At 41.4% G+C, this 18,662-nt stretch carries 14 protein-coding genes; 6 read left to right on the forward strand and 8 right to left on the reverse strand.

What is annotated here, in order from left to right:
* Positions 1-50: 50 nt before the first annotated feature.
* Complete coding sequence (locus tag DQW11_RS14465; protein ID WP_113924765.1) at positions 51-428, reverse strand: hypothetical protein; 378 nt, start codon at positions 426-428, stop codon at positions 51-53.
* Positions 425-1,831 carry a 23S rRNA (uracil(1939)-C(5))-methyltransferase RlmD gene (gene rlmD / locus DQW11_RS14470; RefSeq protein ID WP_113924940.1) on the reverse strand — a complete coding sequence of 469 codons (1,407 nt, stop codon included), beginning with the start codon at positions 1,829-1,831 and terminating at the stop codon, positions 425-427. The genes DQW11_RS14465 and rlmD overlap by 4 nt, the downstream gene beginning before the upstream one ends.
* Positions 1,832-2,174: 343 nt before the next feature.
* Between rlmD and DQW11_RS14475 the strand changes: the two genes are divergently transcribed.
* Both DQW11_RS14475 and DQW11_RS14480 read left to right on the forward strand, forming a co-directional pair.
* Entirely contained in the window at positions 2,175-2,987 is an 813-nt protein-coding gene (locus tag DQW11_RS14475) for an SDR family oxidoreductase (protein ID WP_113924766.1), read from the forward strand.
* Positions 2,988-2,991: 4 nt separating this feature from the next.
* On the forward strand, positions 2,992-6,936 hold the full coding sequence (locus DQW11_RS14480) for an AAA domain-containing protein (RefSeq protein ID WP_113924767.1): 3,945 nt from the start codon (positions 2,992-2,994) through the stop codon (positions 6,934-6,936).
* 2 nt (positions 6,937-6,938) lie between these two features.
* Here DQW11_RS14480 and DQW11_RS14485 read toward each other — a convergent pair whose 3' ends face one another.
* The 4 genes from DQW11_RS14485 to recQ form a co-directional block, all read right to left on the reverse strand.
* Positions 6,939-7,388 carry a gliding motility lipoprotein GldH gene (locus DQW11_RS14485; protein WP_113924768.1) on the reverse strand — a complete coding sequence of 150 codons (450 nt, stop codon included), beginning with the start codon at positions 7,386-7,388 and terminating at the stop codon, positions 6,939-6,941.
* Between the two features lies 1 nt (position 7,389).
* A complete protein-coding gene (ricT, locus tag DQW11_RS14490) occupies positions 7,390-8,715 on the reverse strand; it encodes a regulatory iron-sulfur-containing complex subunit RicT (protein WP_232826754.1) in 1,326 nt (441 codons plus the stop codon).
* Positions 8,716-8,850: 135 nt separating this feature from the next.
* Entirely contained in the window at positions 8,851-10,149 is a 1,299-nt protein-coding gene (purD, locus tag DQW11_RS14495) for a phosphoribosylamine--glycine ligase (RefSeq protein WP_113924770.1), read from the reverse strand.
* 14 nt (positions 10,150-10,163) lie between these two features.
* Positions 10,164-12,341 (reverse strand): DNA helicase RecQ, encoded by a 2,178-nt coding sequence (gene recQ, locus DQW11_RS14500; RefSeq protein WP_113924771.1) that lies wholly within the window; start codon positions 12,339-12,341, stop codon positions 10,164-10,166.
* Positions 12,342-12,443: 102 nt separating this feature from the next.
* On the opposite strand from recQ, the gene DQW11_RS14505 reads away from it, so the two are divergent.
* The 4 genes from DQW11_RS14505 to DQW11_RS14520 all read left to right on the forward strand — a co-directional run bounded on the left by DQW11_RS14505 (position 12,444) and on the right by DQW11_RS14520 (position 16,657).
* Entirely contained in the window at positions 12,444-13,412 is a 969-nt protein-coding gene (locus tag DQW11_RS14505; RefSeq protein ID WP_113924772.1) for a KpsF/GutQ family sugar-phosphate isomerase, read from the forward strand.
* 9 nt (positions 13,413-13,421) lie between these two features.
* A complete protein-coding gene (locus tag DQW11_RS14510; protein ID WP_113924773.1) occupies positions 13,422-14,495 on the forward strand; it encodes a mannose-1-phosphate guanylyltransferase in 1,074 nt (357 codons plus the stop codon).
* Positions 14,495-14,833, forward strand: coding sequence for a nucleotide pyrophosphohydrolase (locus DQW11_RS14515; protein WP_113924774.1), 339 nt, complete (start codon positions 14,495-14,497; stop codon positions 14,831-14,833). Before DQW11_RS14510 ends, DQW11_RS14515 begins: the two co-directional genes overlap by 1 nt.
* 456 nt (positions 14,834-15,289) lie before the next feature.
* Positions 15,290-16,657, forward strand: a complete 1,368-nt coding sequence (locus DQW11_RS14520) for an exonuclease domain-containing protein (protein ID WP_113924775.1) — start codon at positions 15,290-15,292, stop codon at positions 16,655-16,657.
* Positions 16,658-16,664: 7 nt separating this feature from the next.
* Here DQW11_RS14520 and DQW11_RS14525 read toward each other — a convergent pair whose 3' ends face one another.
* Positions 16,665-18,047 (reverse strand): glycoside hydrolase family 30 protein, encoded by a 1,383-nt coding sequence (locus DQW11_RS14525; RefSeq protein WP_113924776.1) that lies wholly within the window; start codon positions 18,045-18,047, stop codon positions 16,665-16,667.
* A gap of 100 nt (positions 18,048-18,147) precedes the next feature.
* Complete coding sequence (locus DQW11_RS14530; protein WP_113924777.1) at positions 18,148-18,552, reverse strand: hypothetical protein; 405 nt, start codon at positions 18,550-18,552, stop codon at positions 18,148-18,150.
* Positions 18,553-18,662: the final 110 nt, after the last annotated feature.

Here is an 18,662-nt window from a genome sequence, read left to right on the forward strand (position 1 = left end):
AATTCTATAAAAAACACCAAAGTCCTGGCTTTATCAGGACTTTGGAAAAATCAATCTTCAGGATATGGAATGTATACAAAACTGGTAAATACCCCATCCATTACAAAAAGGCAACAAAACTCATCCGGGTCTTTGTATGCTGCTTTGAATTCATCCAACAATTCCTCGGCGATAAGTTTCCTTTGGATAAATTCGTCCACGTAAGTGATGAAATAATTCCAGTCCAAGTCTTTTTCCACTTTACCCAGAAGCAGCTTTCCGATTGGCTGCACTTCTTTTGAGATCGGGAAAATCGGAAAATCGGAAAACTTTCTACTTCTGACCTGATAAGAAGCTTCCTTGAGGATATCCGAAACTTTGACAAAGTCTTTGGTAATGGTTCCTAGATATTTGCCGCTCAGTTCGGGGTCATTGAAATCTGAAATCATGGTTTTAAAGTTAAGCGTACAACATTTTCTACATGATAGGTCTGGGGAAACATGTCCACAGGCTGGATTTTATCAACCGAATACTTTTCCGATAACCAAGCCACATCCCTCGCTTGGGTGGCAGGATTACAACTCACATACACAATTTTGGGAGCTTCCAGTTTCAAGAGCATCTTGACTACATCTTCGTGCATTCCTGCTCTTGGTGGGTCTGTGATGACGATATCGGGTTTGGGATGATTCCTTACAAAATCTTCTGTCAAAATATCTTTCAGATCTCCAGCATAAAACTGCGTATTTTCTATGCCGTTGACTTTGGCGTTCAGCTTAGCGTCCTCGATTGCAGCCTCGACATATTCTATGCCGATGACCTGTTTTGCATTTTTAGCCACAAAATTTGCAATCGTGCCCGTGCCGGTATAAAGATCAAATACCACCTCATCGCCCTGTAGGTCTGCAAATTCTCTCGCTACTTTATAGAGTTCGTAGGCCTGTTCGGAATTGGTCTGGTAAAAAGATTTGGGGCCGATCCGGAATTTGAGTCCTTCCATTTCTTCTTCGATGTAGTCTTTACCAGAAGAGGTAACCACATCAAGGTCGTTGAAAGTCTCGTTCTTTTTCAGGTTGATAATATAAAGGAGTGAAGTGATCTGGGGGAATTTTTGGTGAAGAAATTCCATGACTTTATTGACAGAAACCGTGTCATCTTCCCCAAATTGGACAATGACCATGGATTCGCCTGTACTTGTCGTCCTGATGATGAGATTGCGCAGGAGCCCGACCTGATTTCGGATGTCATAGAAAGATAAGCTTTGTTCCAAAGCAAAGTCTCTCACTGCAATTCGGACCTCGTTGGAAATATTTCCCTGTAGGTAACAATGATCGATGTCTATGATTTTATCAAACATCTTCGGAATATGAAAACCCAAAGAATTTCTTTCAAATTGGGCTCCGGAATTGATTTCTTCCCTTGTCAGCCAACGGTTATTGGAAAAGGTAAAATCAAGTTTGTTGCGGTAGTATTGTGTTTTTGCCGAACCGAGAATCGGCAATACTTCCGGTATTTCCACTTTGGCTATCCTTTCAAACTGATCGACTACCTGCTGTCGCTTGTAATTTTTCTGTAAATCATAATTGATATGCTGCCACTTGCAGCCGCCACAAGTGCCAAAATGAGAGCAAAAAGGTTCAATCCTGTCTTTGGAATATTCATGAAATCTGATGGCTTCTCCCTCCATAAAGGAGCTTTTTCCTCTGTTGATGCGGACATCTACCAGATCACCGGGAGCTGTATTCTGTACAAAAACTACTTTTCCCTCATGATGTGCCACACATTTCCCTTCCGCCGCTATTCTTTCAATCCTCAGGTTGGGGATTACCTTATTTTTCATCTTTCTAGACATGGCCGCAAAAATAAGGGTTTGGATCGGAAGATTGGTCAAATGAAAAATTAAAAATCAGACGGTAAAATCTGCTTTTATGGTTATCAGCTTCTTTGCCAGTAACCCTATGTTATTATTCAAGCGGGACGGAAGACCGAAGTCGGAAGTCGGAAGTCCGATGTACCGGGCATTTCAGTTTGTAGACAAGATTTAAAATAGATATCCAATTTACTGGCATCATTCGGGACATACATATTTGCTTTTATTAAGATCTGCTTATCCTCCTTATACTTTCCAAAAACATCAGGTCCGATTGCCAGCCTTCAAGTCGAATTTTTATCTTTAACCTTTCAAAGCCGTACTCATGAATTTAAAAAATAAAGTGGTCATTGTGACCGGAGCAACCTCGGGGATAGGGGAGGCCTGTGCATTGGTATTTGGGAAAGCAGGCTGCAAAGTCATCATCACAGGAAGGTCTCAGGTAAAGTTGGACAATACCTTGGACCTCCTTAGGAAAGCAGGAATTGACGCTTTTGGAATCATAGCAGATGCGGGTTCCGAGTTGGACAATAAAAACATTGCCGAAACAGCCATCAAACATTTTGGTAGAATCGATATCCTGATCAACAATGCCGGGATTTCAATGCGGGCTTTATTTGAAGATATAGATATGGAGGTTTTCAGAAAAGTGATGGATACTAATTTTTGGGGCACGGTCTATGCTACCAAATATTGCCTCCCTCAGATTTTGAAAAACAAAGGGTCCATTGTTGGGGTATCATCCATCAACGGATATCGCGGAACTCCGGCACGAACAGCTTATACTGCCAGCAAATATGCCATGAATGGTTTTTTTGAATCGCTCAGGACAGAGGTGATGAAAAGGGGAGTCCATGTCTTGGTGGCCTGCCCGGGATTTACTGCTTCCAATATCCGTAATAATGCATTGACTGCCGACGGGTCTGTTCAGGGAGAGTCTCCAAGAGAAGAGGAAAAAATGATGACTTCAGAGGAAGTTGCCCAAGAAATATTCCAAGCGACCATCAAAAGAAAAAGAGATATTGTGCTTACTAGGCAGGGAAAATTGGCGGTTTTTCTAAATAAATGGATGCCCGGCATCATGGATGGAATTGTGTATAACCACATGGCCAAGGAAAAAGATTCTCCTTTCAAATAAACCCATGCTCAAAGATATCTTTCAGATTTATCTTAACAGGTTATTGGACCTTTCCAGCCGGAACAGGTCGATATACCTGCCGCGACTGGTTCCCAGTCAGATGATAGATTTGAATGACTTTGACTTTTTAAACCACCAACCGGCTTTTGGGCTTATAGAAGCTCTTTTGGACAAGGACAAAAAAGTTACCCTGATTCCATTTGCAGACCCACGAGATGCAAAGGTCAATGTGCTTTCCCAGAGGCTAAACAGGCTCGAGCACCTCGTCAAAACTGCTGAAACCGAAACGGGTGAAAAGAGCCTTTTTGTGGGTTGGCCATTTGTAGAGGGGAAATTACTCAATGACCAAGTAATCAGATGCCCTTTGATTTTCTTTCCGGTGGAATTGGAAAAAACGGATAACCGATGGATTTGGACTCGAAATCCCGGTGATGTTCCCTTTTTCAACAAAGCTTTTTTATTGGCATATGCCCATGTTTATGGCAAAGACCATAATTATCTGGGAGAAGAAAATCCCTTAGAAAATTTCGCAACCGATCCAATAGGATTCCGAAATGACCTCTACGCTTTGCTCAAAGAAGAGTTTTTTTTGAACTTCAGTTCTGAGTTATACGAGAATAAGGTTTCGACTTTTCCCGATTCTTCGAAGTCCTTAGACGAGGAGAGACTCAAAACCGGAAAACTTCAATTAAAACCCTACGGCGTTTTGGGTCAGTTTTCCCAGAAAGCAAGTTTTTTGATTCAGGATTATGAAGAACTTATCGCAGGAGATGGGTTTCCTGATCTCGAATCTTTGTTCCACAAGTGGTTTGCACCGGAAGATGAACAGCCAATTTCTGTCCGGGAGGACCAGCTTTACACTGTTTTCCCGGTGGACGCGAGTCAGGAGGAAGTCATCAAATCAGTAAGAGAAGGAAGGTCCTGCGTAGTGGAAGGTCCTCCGGGTACCGGAAAATCCCAACTCATCAGTAACCTTGCCATTGATTTTATATCGAGGGGAAAGAAAGTGCTCATCGTTTCACAAAAGCGGGCTGCTTTGGATGTGGTGTTCAAAAGATTGTCAAATGAAGGATTTGGTTCTTTTTTGTCTTTGGTACATGATTTCCGGGCAGATAGGAAGGCACTATACAAAAAAATGCACGATCAGATCCTGTCTTTGGACAGGTATCAGGAACTGAACCGGGGAATTGACGCCATTCAGTTGGAAAGGCAGTTTTCCCAATATTCAAGGCTGATAGATTATCACAGCGATTATTTTTCAGATTTGAAAAAAGCCCTGTTCAATACAGAGGAATGCGGCGTCCCGGTCAAGGAACTTTACCTGAGCTCAAGGTTGTCCGATGAGGCATTTGACATGAATCAATATTATCGAAGGTTCCATGCCGGTCGGGTCAATGACTTTTTGAGGGATTTCAAGACTTTTGCAGAATTGTTCAGAACTTATCAGAATCCGGAATCCTTTTGGTTGCACAGGGTGGATTTCAGTAGCTTTGGGCCGGAAGTTTCCAAACGGATTCAGGAGGTCATGTCGGAAATCCATCATCTCAGGCTGAATTTTGAAAGGGATTTTTCGAATCTAACTTCATTTGAAGTCTCTTTTCTTTTTTCTTTTTTCGAGCAAAAGCAAAAAATTATAGACTTACAGAAGTTATTGAAAGAGGAAGAATCCCTTGCCCTTTTTTGGTCATTAAAAGATTTGCCACCTTCTGAAGTAGACATTCTCTGGCTGGAACATAAGTTTGAGTCCATCAAAACACTTTTTGCAGAGCAAGGTATTGAATGGTTCAGCAAAGATGGGGAGGTCGAATCCCTTCTCCGGCTTTCTCTGGAGTTCTTGGAAAGGAAAAAAGGATGGAGGAAGAATTTCCCGCTTTTATGGAAAAAAAAGAGGTTCCAGTCTGTGTATCGGCTTCTGTTTGAAAACAACCTGCAAGCCAATGCCCATGGCGTCCAGATCTTGATCAAAAGGCTTGAAAACAGGTTAAATCTCAATCATCAATATTCTTTATTGATGGAGAAAGATTGGATAAGACTTTTGGATAAACCTTTTGATTTCATTTCCTTCAACCACTTTTCGGGGCTTTACACCGAAGCTGCAAAGGCAAAGCAAATCTTCCATGAATTCGGTTTATTGAAAGAAGTATTGATTGAAGATTTGCAATCATGTATCGGCTTCGTCCCAAGGCTAAAATTGGTCCTGTCCAATATTGAGGAATTGGAGGCAAAGATTCCCTATTGGTCCCTTTACCTGAGTAAAATCCAGATTCAGCACCTAATTTCGGAAAGTACAGGAGAGGGAATTTTGTCTCTTAAATCTCAGGTACCGGCGGTATTTCATGAGCTGGTGGCTTTGGATAGATTGCGCAGCAAGCTCAAAGAACAAGATGTGCTGGTTATGGAAAAAATGCTTGCTGCTTATCCCAACAAAGAATTTGAAGACCTGAAAGCTTTGTTTTTAGCAGGATTGAAGCTGAGCTGGATAGGCCACATCGAAACCAAGTATCCTTTGCTGCAAGATACAGTGACTACAAAAACGAGCCAAAGCCAAGAAGAACTGATGGAGGCTGTTTTGGAAAAATGGAAACTGTCAAAATACATTGCAGAAATCAGGTTAAGAGAAAATACCTACAAAAACCTTGAATACAACAGACTTGGGAATCTATTGACCTACCGCGAACTTTCCCATCAGGTAAGCAAACAGAAAAGAATCTGGAGTATCAAAAAATTGATTGAAAATTTCGAAAAGGAAATATTCCAATTGGTACCCTGTTGGTTGGCTTCACCTGAGACAGTATCCGCACTTTTTCCTTTGAAGCAATCTTTCGATCTTGTTATTTTTGATGAATCCTCTCAATGTTATGTTGAGCGTGGACTTCCCGCGATGCTGCGAGGCAAGCAGACCGTGATTGCCGGTGATTCCAATCAACTGAGGCCGTTTGACCTGTATCAGGTCAGGTTGGAAACTGAAGAAGAAGGGATCGAAACTGAGACAGAATCTCTTTTGGAACTTGCATCTTCCTATTTTCAGAAATTTTGGTTGCAGGGACATTATCGAAGTGAACAACTGTCTCTTATTCAATTTTCTAACAGGAATTTTTATGAAAGTAGGCTGAAGATGTTGACCAGGATGGAGCTGGTCAATGAGGCTAAGAATCCCTATTCATGGAAACCGGTCGATGGGATTTGGGAAAAACAAATCAATGTGGTTGAGGCAGAAGCTGTTTTGGAGGAAATTAAATTGATACAGGAAATCGATCCCCAGCTAACTATCGGGGTGATCACTTTCAATTTTTTCCAAATGGAATATATCCGTGAACTCGTATCCAAAGAAAGTGTGATCCAACAAGAAAACCTCTCCATCAAGAATATTGAAAATGTGCAGGGAGACGAATTTGATTGGGTGATATTTTGTATCGGATATGCTAAAAACAAAAAAGGAAAACTGATTGCCAATTTTGGAATGCTATCCAAAAAAGGCGGAATCAACAGATTGAATGTGGCGATCTCACGGGCCAAAAAGAAAACCACCGTCATTAGCAGTATTGAACCTGCTGATTTCAGCACCGATCAATTGAAAAACGAAGGGATCAAAATGCTTCGGGATTACCTCGGTTATGTCATTAAAATTACTGCAGGCAAAGGATTCGAAATTCCTGTTCAGGTTCCCTACAGGTTTGAATCGGGTTGGTCATTGAAAGACAAAATCGAGGGGGATTACCAAGGCTTCTCCTTAGAGCAATTTCCTTCCTCAACGTGGATGGATCTCGCCGTCAAAGTCAATGGTCAATACAAGGAAGCATTGCTCACCGATGACCAAAGGTTGTATGATTCTTCTAGTGCCAAGGAAGCATTTGTGTACCACTCCCTGCAATTGAAGGAAAAAGGATGGCCTTACAAATTCTATTACAGCAGGCAATATTGGATGGATAAGCCAATATTGGGAGATTGAGGCTAGTTTTTAACCACTTTTACACCCACAGTTTCAATTCCGGAAAGCTTTTCCACCCTCATGTATTGCAAAAGGTGAATACTGCGGAAAGAATTTTCTACAGGAAGCGTGTCATATTTGGTAAAAGTACTGCCATATCCTTCTCCGAGAGGTTTTCCGGATTTGCTGTCAAACAGAGGTACATCCAATAATTTGGTTTCCACAGTTTGACCTAGGCTGTCCTTTAAAATATACCTCAAATAGAGATTTCTAAACTCATAATCTTTGGTATACTTAACCGCCACGAGAGTGCTGTTGGGTGTTGGTAACTTTTTGACCTCAAAAGAAACGGTATCCGAAACATCCCAAGTTCCGGATTTAAACCCCTCGTATTCTTCAAAAACCCTTTCACTATTACAGCCTGCGAAAAGAAAGCCAACAGTGAGGATCAATCCTACAAATCTTGCATTCATATTATTGCGCTGAGTTTTGATCACCTTTGTTTTGCTCGCCCTTGTTCCTAGAATTAAACCTTCTTTTGTTGTTTTTCTTCTTTTTTGGAACTTGGTCCGGATTTACTTCTCTAGGGATTTGAGGTCCTTTATCTTGGTTTTCAACCGGTTTGGGACGGTTCTCTACATTTTTACGGGGAGGGTTTTGCCTGTTTTGAATTGGCTTTTCGGGAGATTGCCTATTCGGTCTGCTTTCAGGCTTTGGTGCGATTGGTCTGGCTTCAGGTCCGGAACTGTCTTTGGCTACAACTTGGTTTTCTCCCGGATTTCTAGGTTTCTTTTTCTTCTTGGTTTTTTTGTTTTTGCTAAATTTCTTGTCAAGCGCGTCAAGTTCCATATTGGATTTTGAAATCAGGTCTTCCTGTTCCTTGCCATGGTTGGTTTTGAGATCATAAGGAATTACTCCTTTTGAATTCAGTTCAAGAATTTCAGAAACCCTTTCACAAGTGATGGAATGCCAGTTGTTGTCATTGTTGTAGCTGAACCACATCAATTTTCTGAAGATATCAGTTTTCTGGAGTTTTGCGGATCCGGCTTCAGTCTGAAGCGGTTTGTCTACTTCAGGAATATCACTCAAAGCCGACATATAGGTGTCCAGCTCATAGTTGAGGCAGCACTTCAGCCTTCCGCATTGTCCGGAAAGTTTGGTTGGGTTGAGGGAAAGGTTTTGGTATCTTGCCGCTGAGGTATTCACACTTTTAAAGTCATAGATCCAAGTTGAGCAGCACAGTTCCCTTCCGCAGACTCCGATTCCTCCAAGCCTTCCTGCTTCCTGTCTCAAGCTTATCTGACGCATTTCTACGCGGATTTTAAACTCCGATGCAAGTGATTTGATCAATTCCCTGAAGTCCACACGGTCATCTGCCGAATAGTAAAAAGTGGCTTTGGAATTGTCAGATTGAAACTCCACATCAGAGAGTTTCATTTCCATCTTCATTTCGTCGATGATCTGTTTTGCCCGGTATAAAGTTGGTATTTCCCTGTTTTTGGCTTCTTCCCACTTTTCAAGGTCTTTTTGTGTGGCAACCCTATAAATCCTTAAGATGTTATCATCATCCTTAATTTTTCTTTTTTGCATCTGCAATCGGACAAGTTCACCTTGCAAGGATACATATCCGATGTGGTGGCCATTGGGGACATCTACCACTACCGGGTCACCAGTAGTGAGGGAAATGCGGTCAATGTTTCTATAATATTCTTTTCTTCCTCCTTTGAATTTGATTTCGACAATATCAAATTTATCAATTGTCGGAATTCCCATATGGGTAAGCCAATCAAAGGAATTCATTTTATTGCAATCGCTTGTACCACAAGTGCCGTTATTTTGGCAGCCTCCGCTAGATCCGGAGGTGGTTGAGCAGCTAGTACATCCTGACATATTTTTATATATAATGGGAGAAATGTTCTCCTCTTCGTTTTGGATTTATTTAATCAATTTCAAAACATCTTGACCGATGTCTTTGCGGTAATACATATCCTCCCAACAAACCTCAGATGCCCTTGAATACGCATTTTCAAGTGCTGTGGAGATGTCTTCCCCCATGCCCGTGATGGCAAGGACCCTTCCTCCATTGGTAAGGATTTCTCCTGAATCAGAAACTTTCGTGCCTGCATGAAAGACTATGGATTTTGACGATGATTCCTGAGGGTCGAGACCTATTATCTTTTTACCTTTTTCATATTCTCCCGGATATCCGCCTGCCACCAACACCACTGTAGTGCAGGTGTAAGAAGCAGTTTCAAGCTGATAGGAATCCAATTTACCTGTTCCCATGGCGTATAGAAGATCCACGAAATCACTTTTGATTCGCGGAAGTACAGCCTCTGTTTCAGGATCACCCATTCTCACATTGTATTCAATGACATGGGGATTGCCGCCATCATTCATCAGTCCAATGAAAAGAAATCCTACATAGGGGATGTTCTCTTTTTTTAATCCCTCAATTGTCGGTTTTACAACCCTTTCTTCTACTTTTTTGATAAACTCTTCATCTGCAAAAGGAACAGGGCTGACAGCTCCCATGCCTCCGGTATTCAAACCCGTATCGCCCTCGCCGATTCTTTTGTAATCTTTTGCTTCCGGAAGGATCTTATAATGGCTTCCATCGGTAGCCACAAAAACAGAAAGCTCGATGCCTTTCAAAAACTGTTCAATGACAACTTTGTCCGAGGCACTTCCAAATTTGCTTTCAAGCAACATTTCTTTCAGGGATTCTTCCGCTTCAGTATGGCTCTGGCAAATCAAAACCCCTTTGCCTGCGGCAAGGCCATCAGCTTTCAGTACTATGGGTAGGGATTGTTTTCGGATAAAAGCAAGCCCTTCCTCGAAGGTTTCTTTTGTGAAAGATTCATAAGCAGCAGTTGGTACACCGTACTTTTCCATAAACTGCTTTGAAAAATCCTTGGATCCTTCTAGCTGAGCCCCCGCCTGTGACGGTCCGATGACAGGCAATCCATGCAGAGTTTGATGATTATGAAAAAAATCAGTGACCCCTTTGACCAAAGGCTCTTCAGGTCCCACCACAATCATGTCTACCTGATTTGCAATACAAAAATCAGCAATCTTCACGAAATCAGTGGGGGAGATGGCAACATTTTTGGCAATGGATGCAGTACCGGCATTTCCCGGTGCTACAAAAAGCTGTTTACAGTTTGGGCTGTTTACAATTTTCCAGGCAAAAGCATGCTCCCTGCCTCCACTTCCTAATAATAATATATTCATTAATTAAATTCGTTTTAGTTGGCATGCTCCGAAATGAACTTGATTCTGTAAACCCGGATTTCTTCCTCAGCAAAATCCTCTTCTTCAAGTTCTGCCAAAGCAGCTTTAATATTGTCAGATTCAGCAGTCATGAAATATTCATGGAGAATATCTTCTCTTTCGTCATCCATGATGTTTTCAATGTAGTAGTTGATATTCAGCTTGGTTCCGCTGTAGATAATCTGCTCAATTTCACCTATCAATTCTGACATTGAAATGTTAAGGTTATCTGCGATTTCATCCAAATCAACTTTTCTATCCACTTGTTGTATGATAGATATTTTGACTTTGGAGCGGTTTCCTGCTGTTTTGACTACGACATCAGACGCTGTTATTATTTCATTTTCTTCCACATAAGCTTCAATCAATTTTAGGAATGGCGCACCGAATTTGGTGACTTTGCCCATTCCGACTCCATTGATCTGGGCCAATTCCTCCTTGGTGGTAGGATAAACTGTCGCCATTTCTTCCAGGGAAGGATCCTGGAAAATCACATAAGGAGGAAGTCCTTTAGATTTTGCTACTTTCTTCCGCTCCGCTTTTAGCAGTTCAAAAAGCTTTTCATCATAAGCTTTTCCACCTGCTGCATTTTCCTCGGCGTTGGTGTCCACAATCACTTCCTCAAAATTGAAATCTTTGCTCAAAATAACTGAATATGGCGCTTCAAGGTAGTTTTCGCCTTTTTCAGTGATTTTGATAACACCGTAATTCTCAATATCCTTGTCAAGGAAGCCGAGAATCAGGGCCTGTCTTACAACGGTTTTCCAAAGTTTTTCATCATCATCTTTTCCTTTTCCAAAGACAGAGGTCTGATCATGGCCATAACTTGCGATATAATCATCTTTTTCACCCCTGATAACCTTTACAATATGGGCAAGGTTGAATCTGTTGTTGGTTTCTTTGACTGCAGTTATTGCTGAAAGCAAATAATCCATTCCCTCGAATTTTTCTTTCTGCTTTTTACAGTTGTCACAATTGCCGCAATCATGGTCCATTGTTTCACCAAAGTAATGTAAAAGCACCCTTCTTCTGCACATGGTACTTTCAGCGTATGCAGTCATTTCCTCAAGGAGGATTTTGGCGTTTTCCCTTTCGGTGACAGGTTTGTCTTTGTTGAATTTTTCTAGCTTGACAATGTCATCATGCCTATAAAACATCAGACAATGTCCCTCCAATCCATCCCTTCCGGCCCTTCCTGTTTCCTGATAGTATCCTTCCAAAGATTTTGGCACATCATAGTGGATTACATACCTGACATCAGGTTTGTCAATTCCCATCCCAAATGCAATGGTGGCCACGATCACATCAGTTTCTTCATTAAGAAAATCATCCTGGTTTTTTATCCGGACATTTTGGTCCAATCCCGCATGGTATGGTGCGGCATTGATGCCGTTGACCTTCAGCAGTTCCGCTATTTCCTCTACTTTTTTGCGGCTGAGACAATAGATGATTCCTGATTTTCCTTTTTGGGATTTGATGTATTTGATGATCTGCTTTTTGGTTTCATTCTTAACCTTTGGCCGGACTTCATAATACAGATTGGGCCTGTTGAAGGAAGACTTGAAAATGTCAGCTTCCTCCATTTGAAGGTTTCTCTGGATATCGACCTGAACTTTAGGCGTCGCAGTAGCTGTCAAGGCCACAATCGGAAGGTGAGAGCCGATCTGGGCAATAATGGTTTTTATTTTCCGGTATTCAGGCCTGAAATCATGGCCCCACTCTGAGATACAATGGGCTTCGTCTATAGCGACGAAACTTAACTTTGCCTCTTTGAGAAAAAGCATGTTTTCTTCCTTAGTCAGAGATTCCGGAGCTACATAGAGCAGCTTTGTTTTACCTGAAAGGACTTCCTTTTTTACCTTGTTGGTCTCGGATTTATTCAATGTAGAATTGAGAAAATAGGCATTGACACCAAATGCATTCAGTTGGTCTACCTGATTTTTCATCAATGCAATTAGAGGAGAAATGACGATGGCAGTTCCTTCACTGACCACGGCCGGAAATTGATAACATAATGATTTCCCGGCTCCTGTGGGCATGATGACGAAGGTGTTTTTTCCCTTCAATACGTTTTCCACAATAGCTTCCTGGGTTCCTCTGAAGTGGTTGAAACCGAAAATTATTTTAAGTTTTTCTTTTGCGCTTTGATCCACAATTAATTGATATTACCATGCTACCCTAATGGGCACACATTAAAATTTTGAAGTATTTCTTTTATACCTTTGTTACAAATCTAATGAATAACAACAGCAGTTTTGAAGTTAACAAAAAATATTAAAAGTAGTGCCATCAAAGTGCTTCAAACAGAAGCAAATGCCATTCAAAATCTTGTAAATTATATAGACGATGATTTTGAAGCATGTGTAGTGGCTATTTTGGAGTCTAAGGGCAGGGTGGTTATCACCGGAATAGGCAAAAGCGCGATTATAGCTAATAAAATCGTGGCCACTATGAATTCTACCGGAACACCTGCACTCTTTATGCATGCTGCCGATGCCATACATGGTGACCTTGGGATGATCCAACATGAGGATTTTGTGATCTGTATATCCAAGAGCGGCAATACTCCTGAAATCAAGGTCTTGGTTCCCCTGCTCAAAAGGCTAGGGTCCAAACTTATTGCGATGGTAAGCAACACCGATAGCTATCTTGCCCAAAATGCAGATTTTGTATTGAAAGCAACCATCGCTGAGGAAGCTTGCCCAAATAATCTTGCCCCCACCTCGAGTACTACTGCCCAATTGGCCATGGGAGATGCGTTGGCGGTCTGTCTTTTGGAGGCAAGGGGTTTTACAAGTGAGGATTTTGCCAAATACCATCCCGGAGGGGCTTTGGGAAAACAGCTTTACCTTACTGTCGGAGATGTTGTTCCAAAAAACCAAATCCCGGCAGTCGGCGCAGAAGCTCCTTTGGCGGAAGTGATCATGGAGATCAGTGGAAAAAGACTTGGAGCCACAGCAGTTTTGGATAAAGATTCCAAGCTGATGGGAATCATCACGGATGGTGACCTGAGAAGGATGCTTCAGAGAATGAATGACATATCAGGGGTTCGTGCCATCGATATCATGACAGTCCATCCAAAGAGCATTCGGGTGGAAGAATATGCCATTATTGCACTCAACAAAATGAAGGAATTCAATATTACACAATTGGTAGCGATGGATGGCGATAAAGTGGCAGGATTTATCCATATTCATGATTTAATGAAAGAAGGAATAGTTTAATCAACTTCAATGCAAGAAAGACCCTACATTGTGATTATGGCCGGTGGAATAGGATCCAGGTTTTGGCCATATAGCAGAAATAATAGACCCAAACAATTTTTAGACATTTTAGGTACCGGAAGAACGCTTTTACAGATGACCTACGACAGGTTTGTGAGGATTTCTGACAAGTCACTTTTTTTTGTAGTCACCAACTCCAAGTATGAAGACCTCGTCAGGGAACAACTTCCTGATATTCCTGAAAATCAAATCCTGACAGAGCCACTGAGAAGGAATACTGCGACCTGTATTGCCTATGCGAGTTATAGGATTTTGAATAAAAATCCTGATGCCAAAGTAATCGTCACCCCGGCCGATCACCTTATCGTGCAGGAGGAAAACTTCTTCAAAACCATGGAAATTGCAATTGAGGCGGCAGAAATGGAAGACAGACTGATCACGCTTGGCATCCGACCAAACAGACCTGAAACTGGATACGGCTATATCCAATACATCAGCAACCAAGGCAATCCTGTAAAAAAAGTAAAAACATTTACCGAAAAGCCTAATGCAAAACTTGCCAAGGCATTTATTGAAAGCGGGGATTTTGTCTGGAATTCGGGGATGTTTGTCTGGAAAGTGAGCAGCATTATCAAGGCATTTGAAAAATATATGCCCGACGTCTCAGAAGTATTTGAAGAAGGTGGGGAGCATTTTTCGCTTGAAAGTGAAGATGCATTTATTAAAAAAGCCTATTCTTTGGTCAAGAATATTTCTATCGACTATGGTATCATGGAAAAAGCCAACGAGGTGTATGTCGTACTCGGAGATTTCGGTTGGTCGGATTTGGGCTCTTGGTCAAGTCTTCATGAAGTGCATGAAAAAGACAGCGAGAACAATGTCGTCGAGGCAAATGCCCTTCTCTATGATACCAAAAACTGCTACATCAAGGTAAGCCCCCAAAAATTAGTGGTGGTGGAAGGTTTGGACAATTACCTGATCAATGAAACTGAAAATGTGCTGATTGTCTGTAAGTTGGATGGGGATAAGAAGTTCAGGGAATTTGTCAATGCTGCCAAAGCAAAAGGGGAGGATTTTGTCTGATGAAAAAGGAAGTCACCATTTCTGAAGCCCAACAATTAGTGGACGATTGGATCAAAACCGTTGGCGTCCGTTATTTTAATGAACTTACAAATACTGCCATCCTGATGGAGGAAGTGGGTGAACTCGCCCGGATTATGGCCCGAAAATACGGGGAACAATCTTTTAAAGAATCGGATAAAGAGGTAAACATGGCCGATGAAATGGCCGATATCCTTTGGGTTCTTATCTGTCTGGCCAACCAAACCGGTGTGGACCTGACTGACGCGCTCCATAAGAATTTTGATAAAAAAAATATTCGGGACATAGATCGGCATAAGGATAACAAAAAACTCCAATGACTTTTACTTTCAAGGTTTTTTAGATCTGGTTTGATAAAAAACATTTCTGGAAATAGATTTTCTACCTGATTTTTTGACATTACGATCCATTTACCCGTTTTGGTGACCAAGACTTCATCATGAAAACCTGTTAGAAAGTTGGTTTCATTAAAAACAACTAATGTATGTACATAATTATGCCAGTAGATTGGATATCCATTTAAATTTTTGTCTGCAGACTGAAATATCCGGTACATCCCTGCCCGACGACAGGCGGGGGTCTTCCGACTTCCGTCGTCCGTCCCCATGAAGAAGAATATAGGGTTACTGGCAAAAAAGCGTATATCCATGAAACAACTTGCCTTAACAAATGGTCTAACAGGAGATAGATTCATTATTCGGACACTTTCTGTCGGGTTGCAGATTTCATCAGGATTTTAAGGTGTATTTTATTTAATTTGTTGATCAAAATATGCCATGAATTACGTCATCGTAGATATCGAAACCACAGGCGGAAATCCTTCTCAAGGAGGAATTACAGAAATTGCTGCGATTTTACATGACGGGGATCGGGTGGTGGACAGGTTTCATTCCCTGATTGATCCGGAAAGAATGGTTCCGAGTTTCATCACCGGGCTGACAGGAATAGATAACGACATGTTGGAAGGCGCTCCTACATTTTCGGAAATTGCGGATGAACTGTATGATTTTTTAAAGGGAAATGTTTTTGTAGCCCACAATGTCAATTTTGATTATTCATTTATCAGGGAGGCTTTAAAGTTTTCTGGTATTGAGTACAACGCACCGAAACTGTGTACGGTAAGGCTAAGTAGAAAGGCATTTCCGGGTTTTGGTTCGTATAGCCTAGGCAGGATATGTGGGCACCTATCCATTTCTATCAAAGAGAGACACCGGGCCATGGGAGATGCAGATGCCACTGCAGAATTGTTTGACCTGATCATGAAGAGAAGTCCGGATGTCATCTACCAAACTTTAAAAAAAAGTAATGGAGAAAGCTTTTTGCCTCCCCATATTTCAAGGGAGCGCTTTTTGGAGATTCCTGAAAGCACCGGAATCTATTATTTCCATGATAAAAACGGGCAGGTAATCTACGTCGGCAAAGCCAATGATATCCGGAGTAGGTTCAAAGGACATTTCTCTTCAAGTTCCAAAGACAAAATGCAGCTGTACAATGAAATCCATGATATCAGTTGGGAACTTACAGGAAATGAATTCTTGGCTTTTCTGCTTGAATCATTGGAAATCAAGCGCTTGTGGCCAAAATTTAACAAAGCACTTAAATATAATTCTTGGAACTGGGGATTGTACCAATACGAGGATGGGCAAGGATATGTACGGTTTCAGATAGGAAAGAATTCGGGAAATTTAAAACCCATTCTTGAATTTGAAAGCCATTCGGAAGGGTGGAAGTACCTGATGGATCAGGTAGCGGTTTTTAGCCTTTGTCCAAAACTGGCAGGTATCCAAAAGACAGCCGGTGCATGTTATGACTATCAAATCCAAAAATGTCAGGGGGCGTGTTGCCATCAAGAATCGCCCGAAGAATATAACCAAAAAGCAAATGATTTTTTTGCTTCCATCACAGGTCAGGAGGGTGCGGTAATAATCAAAGAAAAAGGTATTCATCCCAATGAAACGGCCTTTCTTTATTTTGAAAAAGGGGTTTTTTCTGCCTATGGATTTTTGAATAAGGAAGACAGTTATTCGGATGAATTTGAAATTCTTGGAAGTTTAAAAAAAGTCAAACACTTGCCCGAAACCAAATACATCTTACGCTCTTTTTTCCCAAAACTCTCCATCAATCAAATATTAGTGGTAAAATAGCTGTTGATCAGAACAGCAAGGTGGCCACAGCACCGGCTTCCAGAGTCATTGTCCCTGACCACTCCTTGTTCTTTATCGAAAATGTCCTGGCATCTTTGGATTCATTCAATAAGAGAAGAACGATTTTTCCGTCAGGTCTTTTGAAGGCGACATTTGGTAGGCCTTCAGGTTCGTTGCTGTCTATCCGTAATGATCCGGGCTGCACATATTTGGATGCGTGGGCGATTACATAATAAGCAGGATTCCGCAATACTTTGTCGATTTTGATGGTAATGGCACCAAGACATTGGTCACATCCTCCGCGGTCAGTATGTGGTTTGAGGTCGGGTGCCGAACTCAGGTTCCACTCCAAAACTGTTTTGGCCCAGTTTCTCGGTGCACCGATAGTCAGGTTTTTGGTATGCCAAGAAAGGTCTCCGGGCAAGTTTCCCGGTGCACCGACCCATTGTTCGGTAAAATACAGGTTTTTGTCAGGATGGGCTTTATGGACTTCCGACAGCGCTTCTATGTTTCCCCCATATAGGTGAAATGCGGAGCCGTCAATGTATTTCTTGGCTTCAGGGTCATCTAAAATGCTGATTGGGTAATCAGGCCTGTCTGCATTATGGTCGTAGATGATGATTTTGGTATTAATTCCATTTGCTTCAAATTTTGGCCCAAGGTGGAATTTGATAAAGTCCCGCTGCTCCTCAGCGAGCATCAGCAGACTAGGATTGTTGCCGGGGTGAAGGGGTTCATTCTGAATGGTAAGGGCATCGATTGTAAATCCTTCTGCTGCCATCTGTTGGATGTATTTGACCAGGTAAAGGGCATAAATGTCATAGAATTCAGGAAGCAGTTTCCCACCTCGGGTATCCTTGTTGTCCTTCATCCAAGAAGGTGGCGACCAAGGCGAAGCCATCAACTTGATATTGGGATTGATGGTCATGATTTCTTTTAGAACAGGAATTACATCATTTCTATCCGGACCCAAGTCAAACTTTAAAAGCAAGGTGTCTTTTTCACCTTCCTCGAAATCATGGTAGGAAAATGGGTATTCATTCAAGTCGGAAGCAGCAACCGACAATCTGAGGTAGCTGACACCGATGCTGTTTTCTTCATTTCCAAAAAGCTCTTTCAAAATCTCGGCTCTTGCAGTAAGGTTCATTCCCAGAAGATGAATTGCACTTCCCTGAGAAAGCGTAAACCCAAAGCCATCCATTTCCTGATAGGTGACAGATTCGTCGATAGTAATATCAGCCTCTTCCGAATTGGATTTGGAAAACACAACTGCAGGCTGTTTTTCAAACAAGATTCCGTTTTTGGGATCTGTCAACCGAAACTCAGCTTCTAACTTTGGTTGGTTGCAACCGATCAGAATCAGTGGGATGAAATAAAATAGATGCTTCATAGGTGGGTTTAAATGGGAAAGCCGTGGAATTTACAGGAAATTCCACGGCTTTGAAAATTTGGATACCTACTTTAAAAAAAAAAGAAGGCTATTCTGATATTTAGAATAACATGGAAGCCAATCCCAATTTACTTTTGAAAGGCTTGATCAATCCGTTGATTTTTTGGGTGTACTTACCAAGAAGGCTACTTCCCAAAAGATTGCTCAAAAACTTTTGTCTTTCGCCACCCAAGTTGTTCAAAAGACCTTTTTTGGCATCATCTGTTCCAGTTCCGCCTAGGATTTTGAAAATCTCACCTGCAAAAGTCTTATTGTTTGCCTTCAGTTTTGAGGTTTGATCTGCAGAAAGTCCCAAACCATCTACACTATCCAAAGCACCCTGTAATTGTTTTTGAAGATCTGCTGTCGGAACTGCCACTTTTGGAGCTTGGATTGTTTGTGCCTGTGCACTAAAAGAGAATAATGCTATGAATAAAATAGCGTAAAGGAAGAATGATTTTTTCATAATGGTTTTTTCTTTAAAGTTAAATAGATTGAATGTAAATATTTGGTTTTTTAATAAAAATTTAACGTTTTAAACTATTTCTATCAATATTCTGCAATTAATTATACCTT

The organism is Cognataquiflexum aquatile, from assembly GCF_003316845.1.
Lineage (GTDB): Bacteria > Bacteroidota > Bacteroidia > Cytophagales > Cyclobacteriaceae > Cognataquiflexum > Cognataquiflexum aquatile.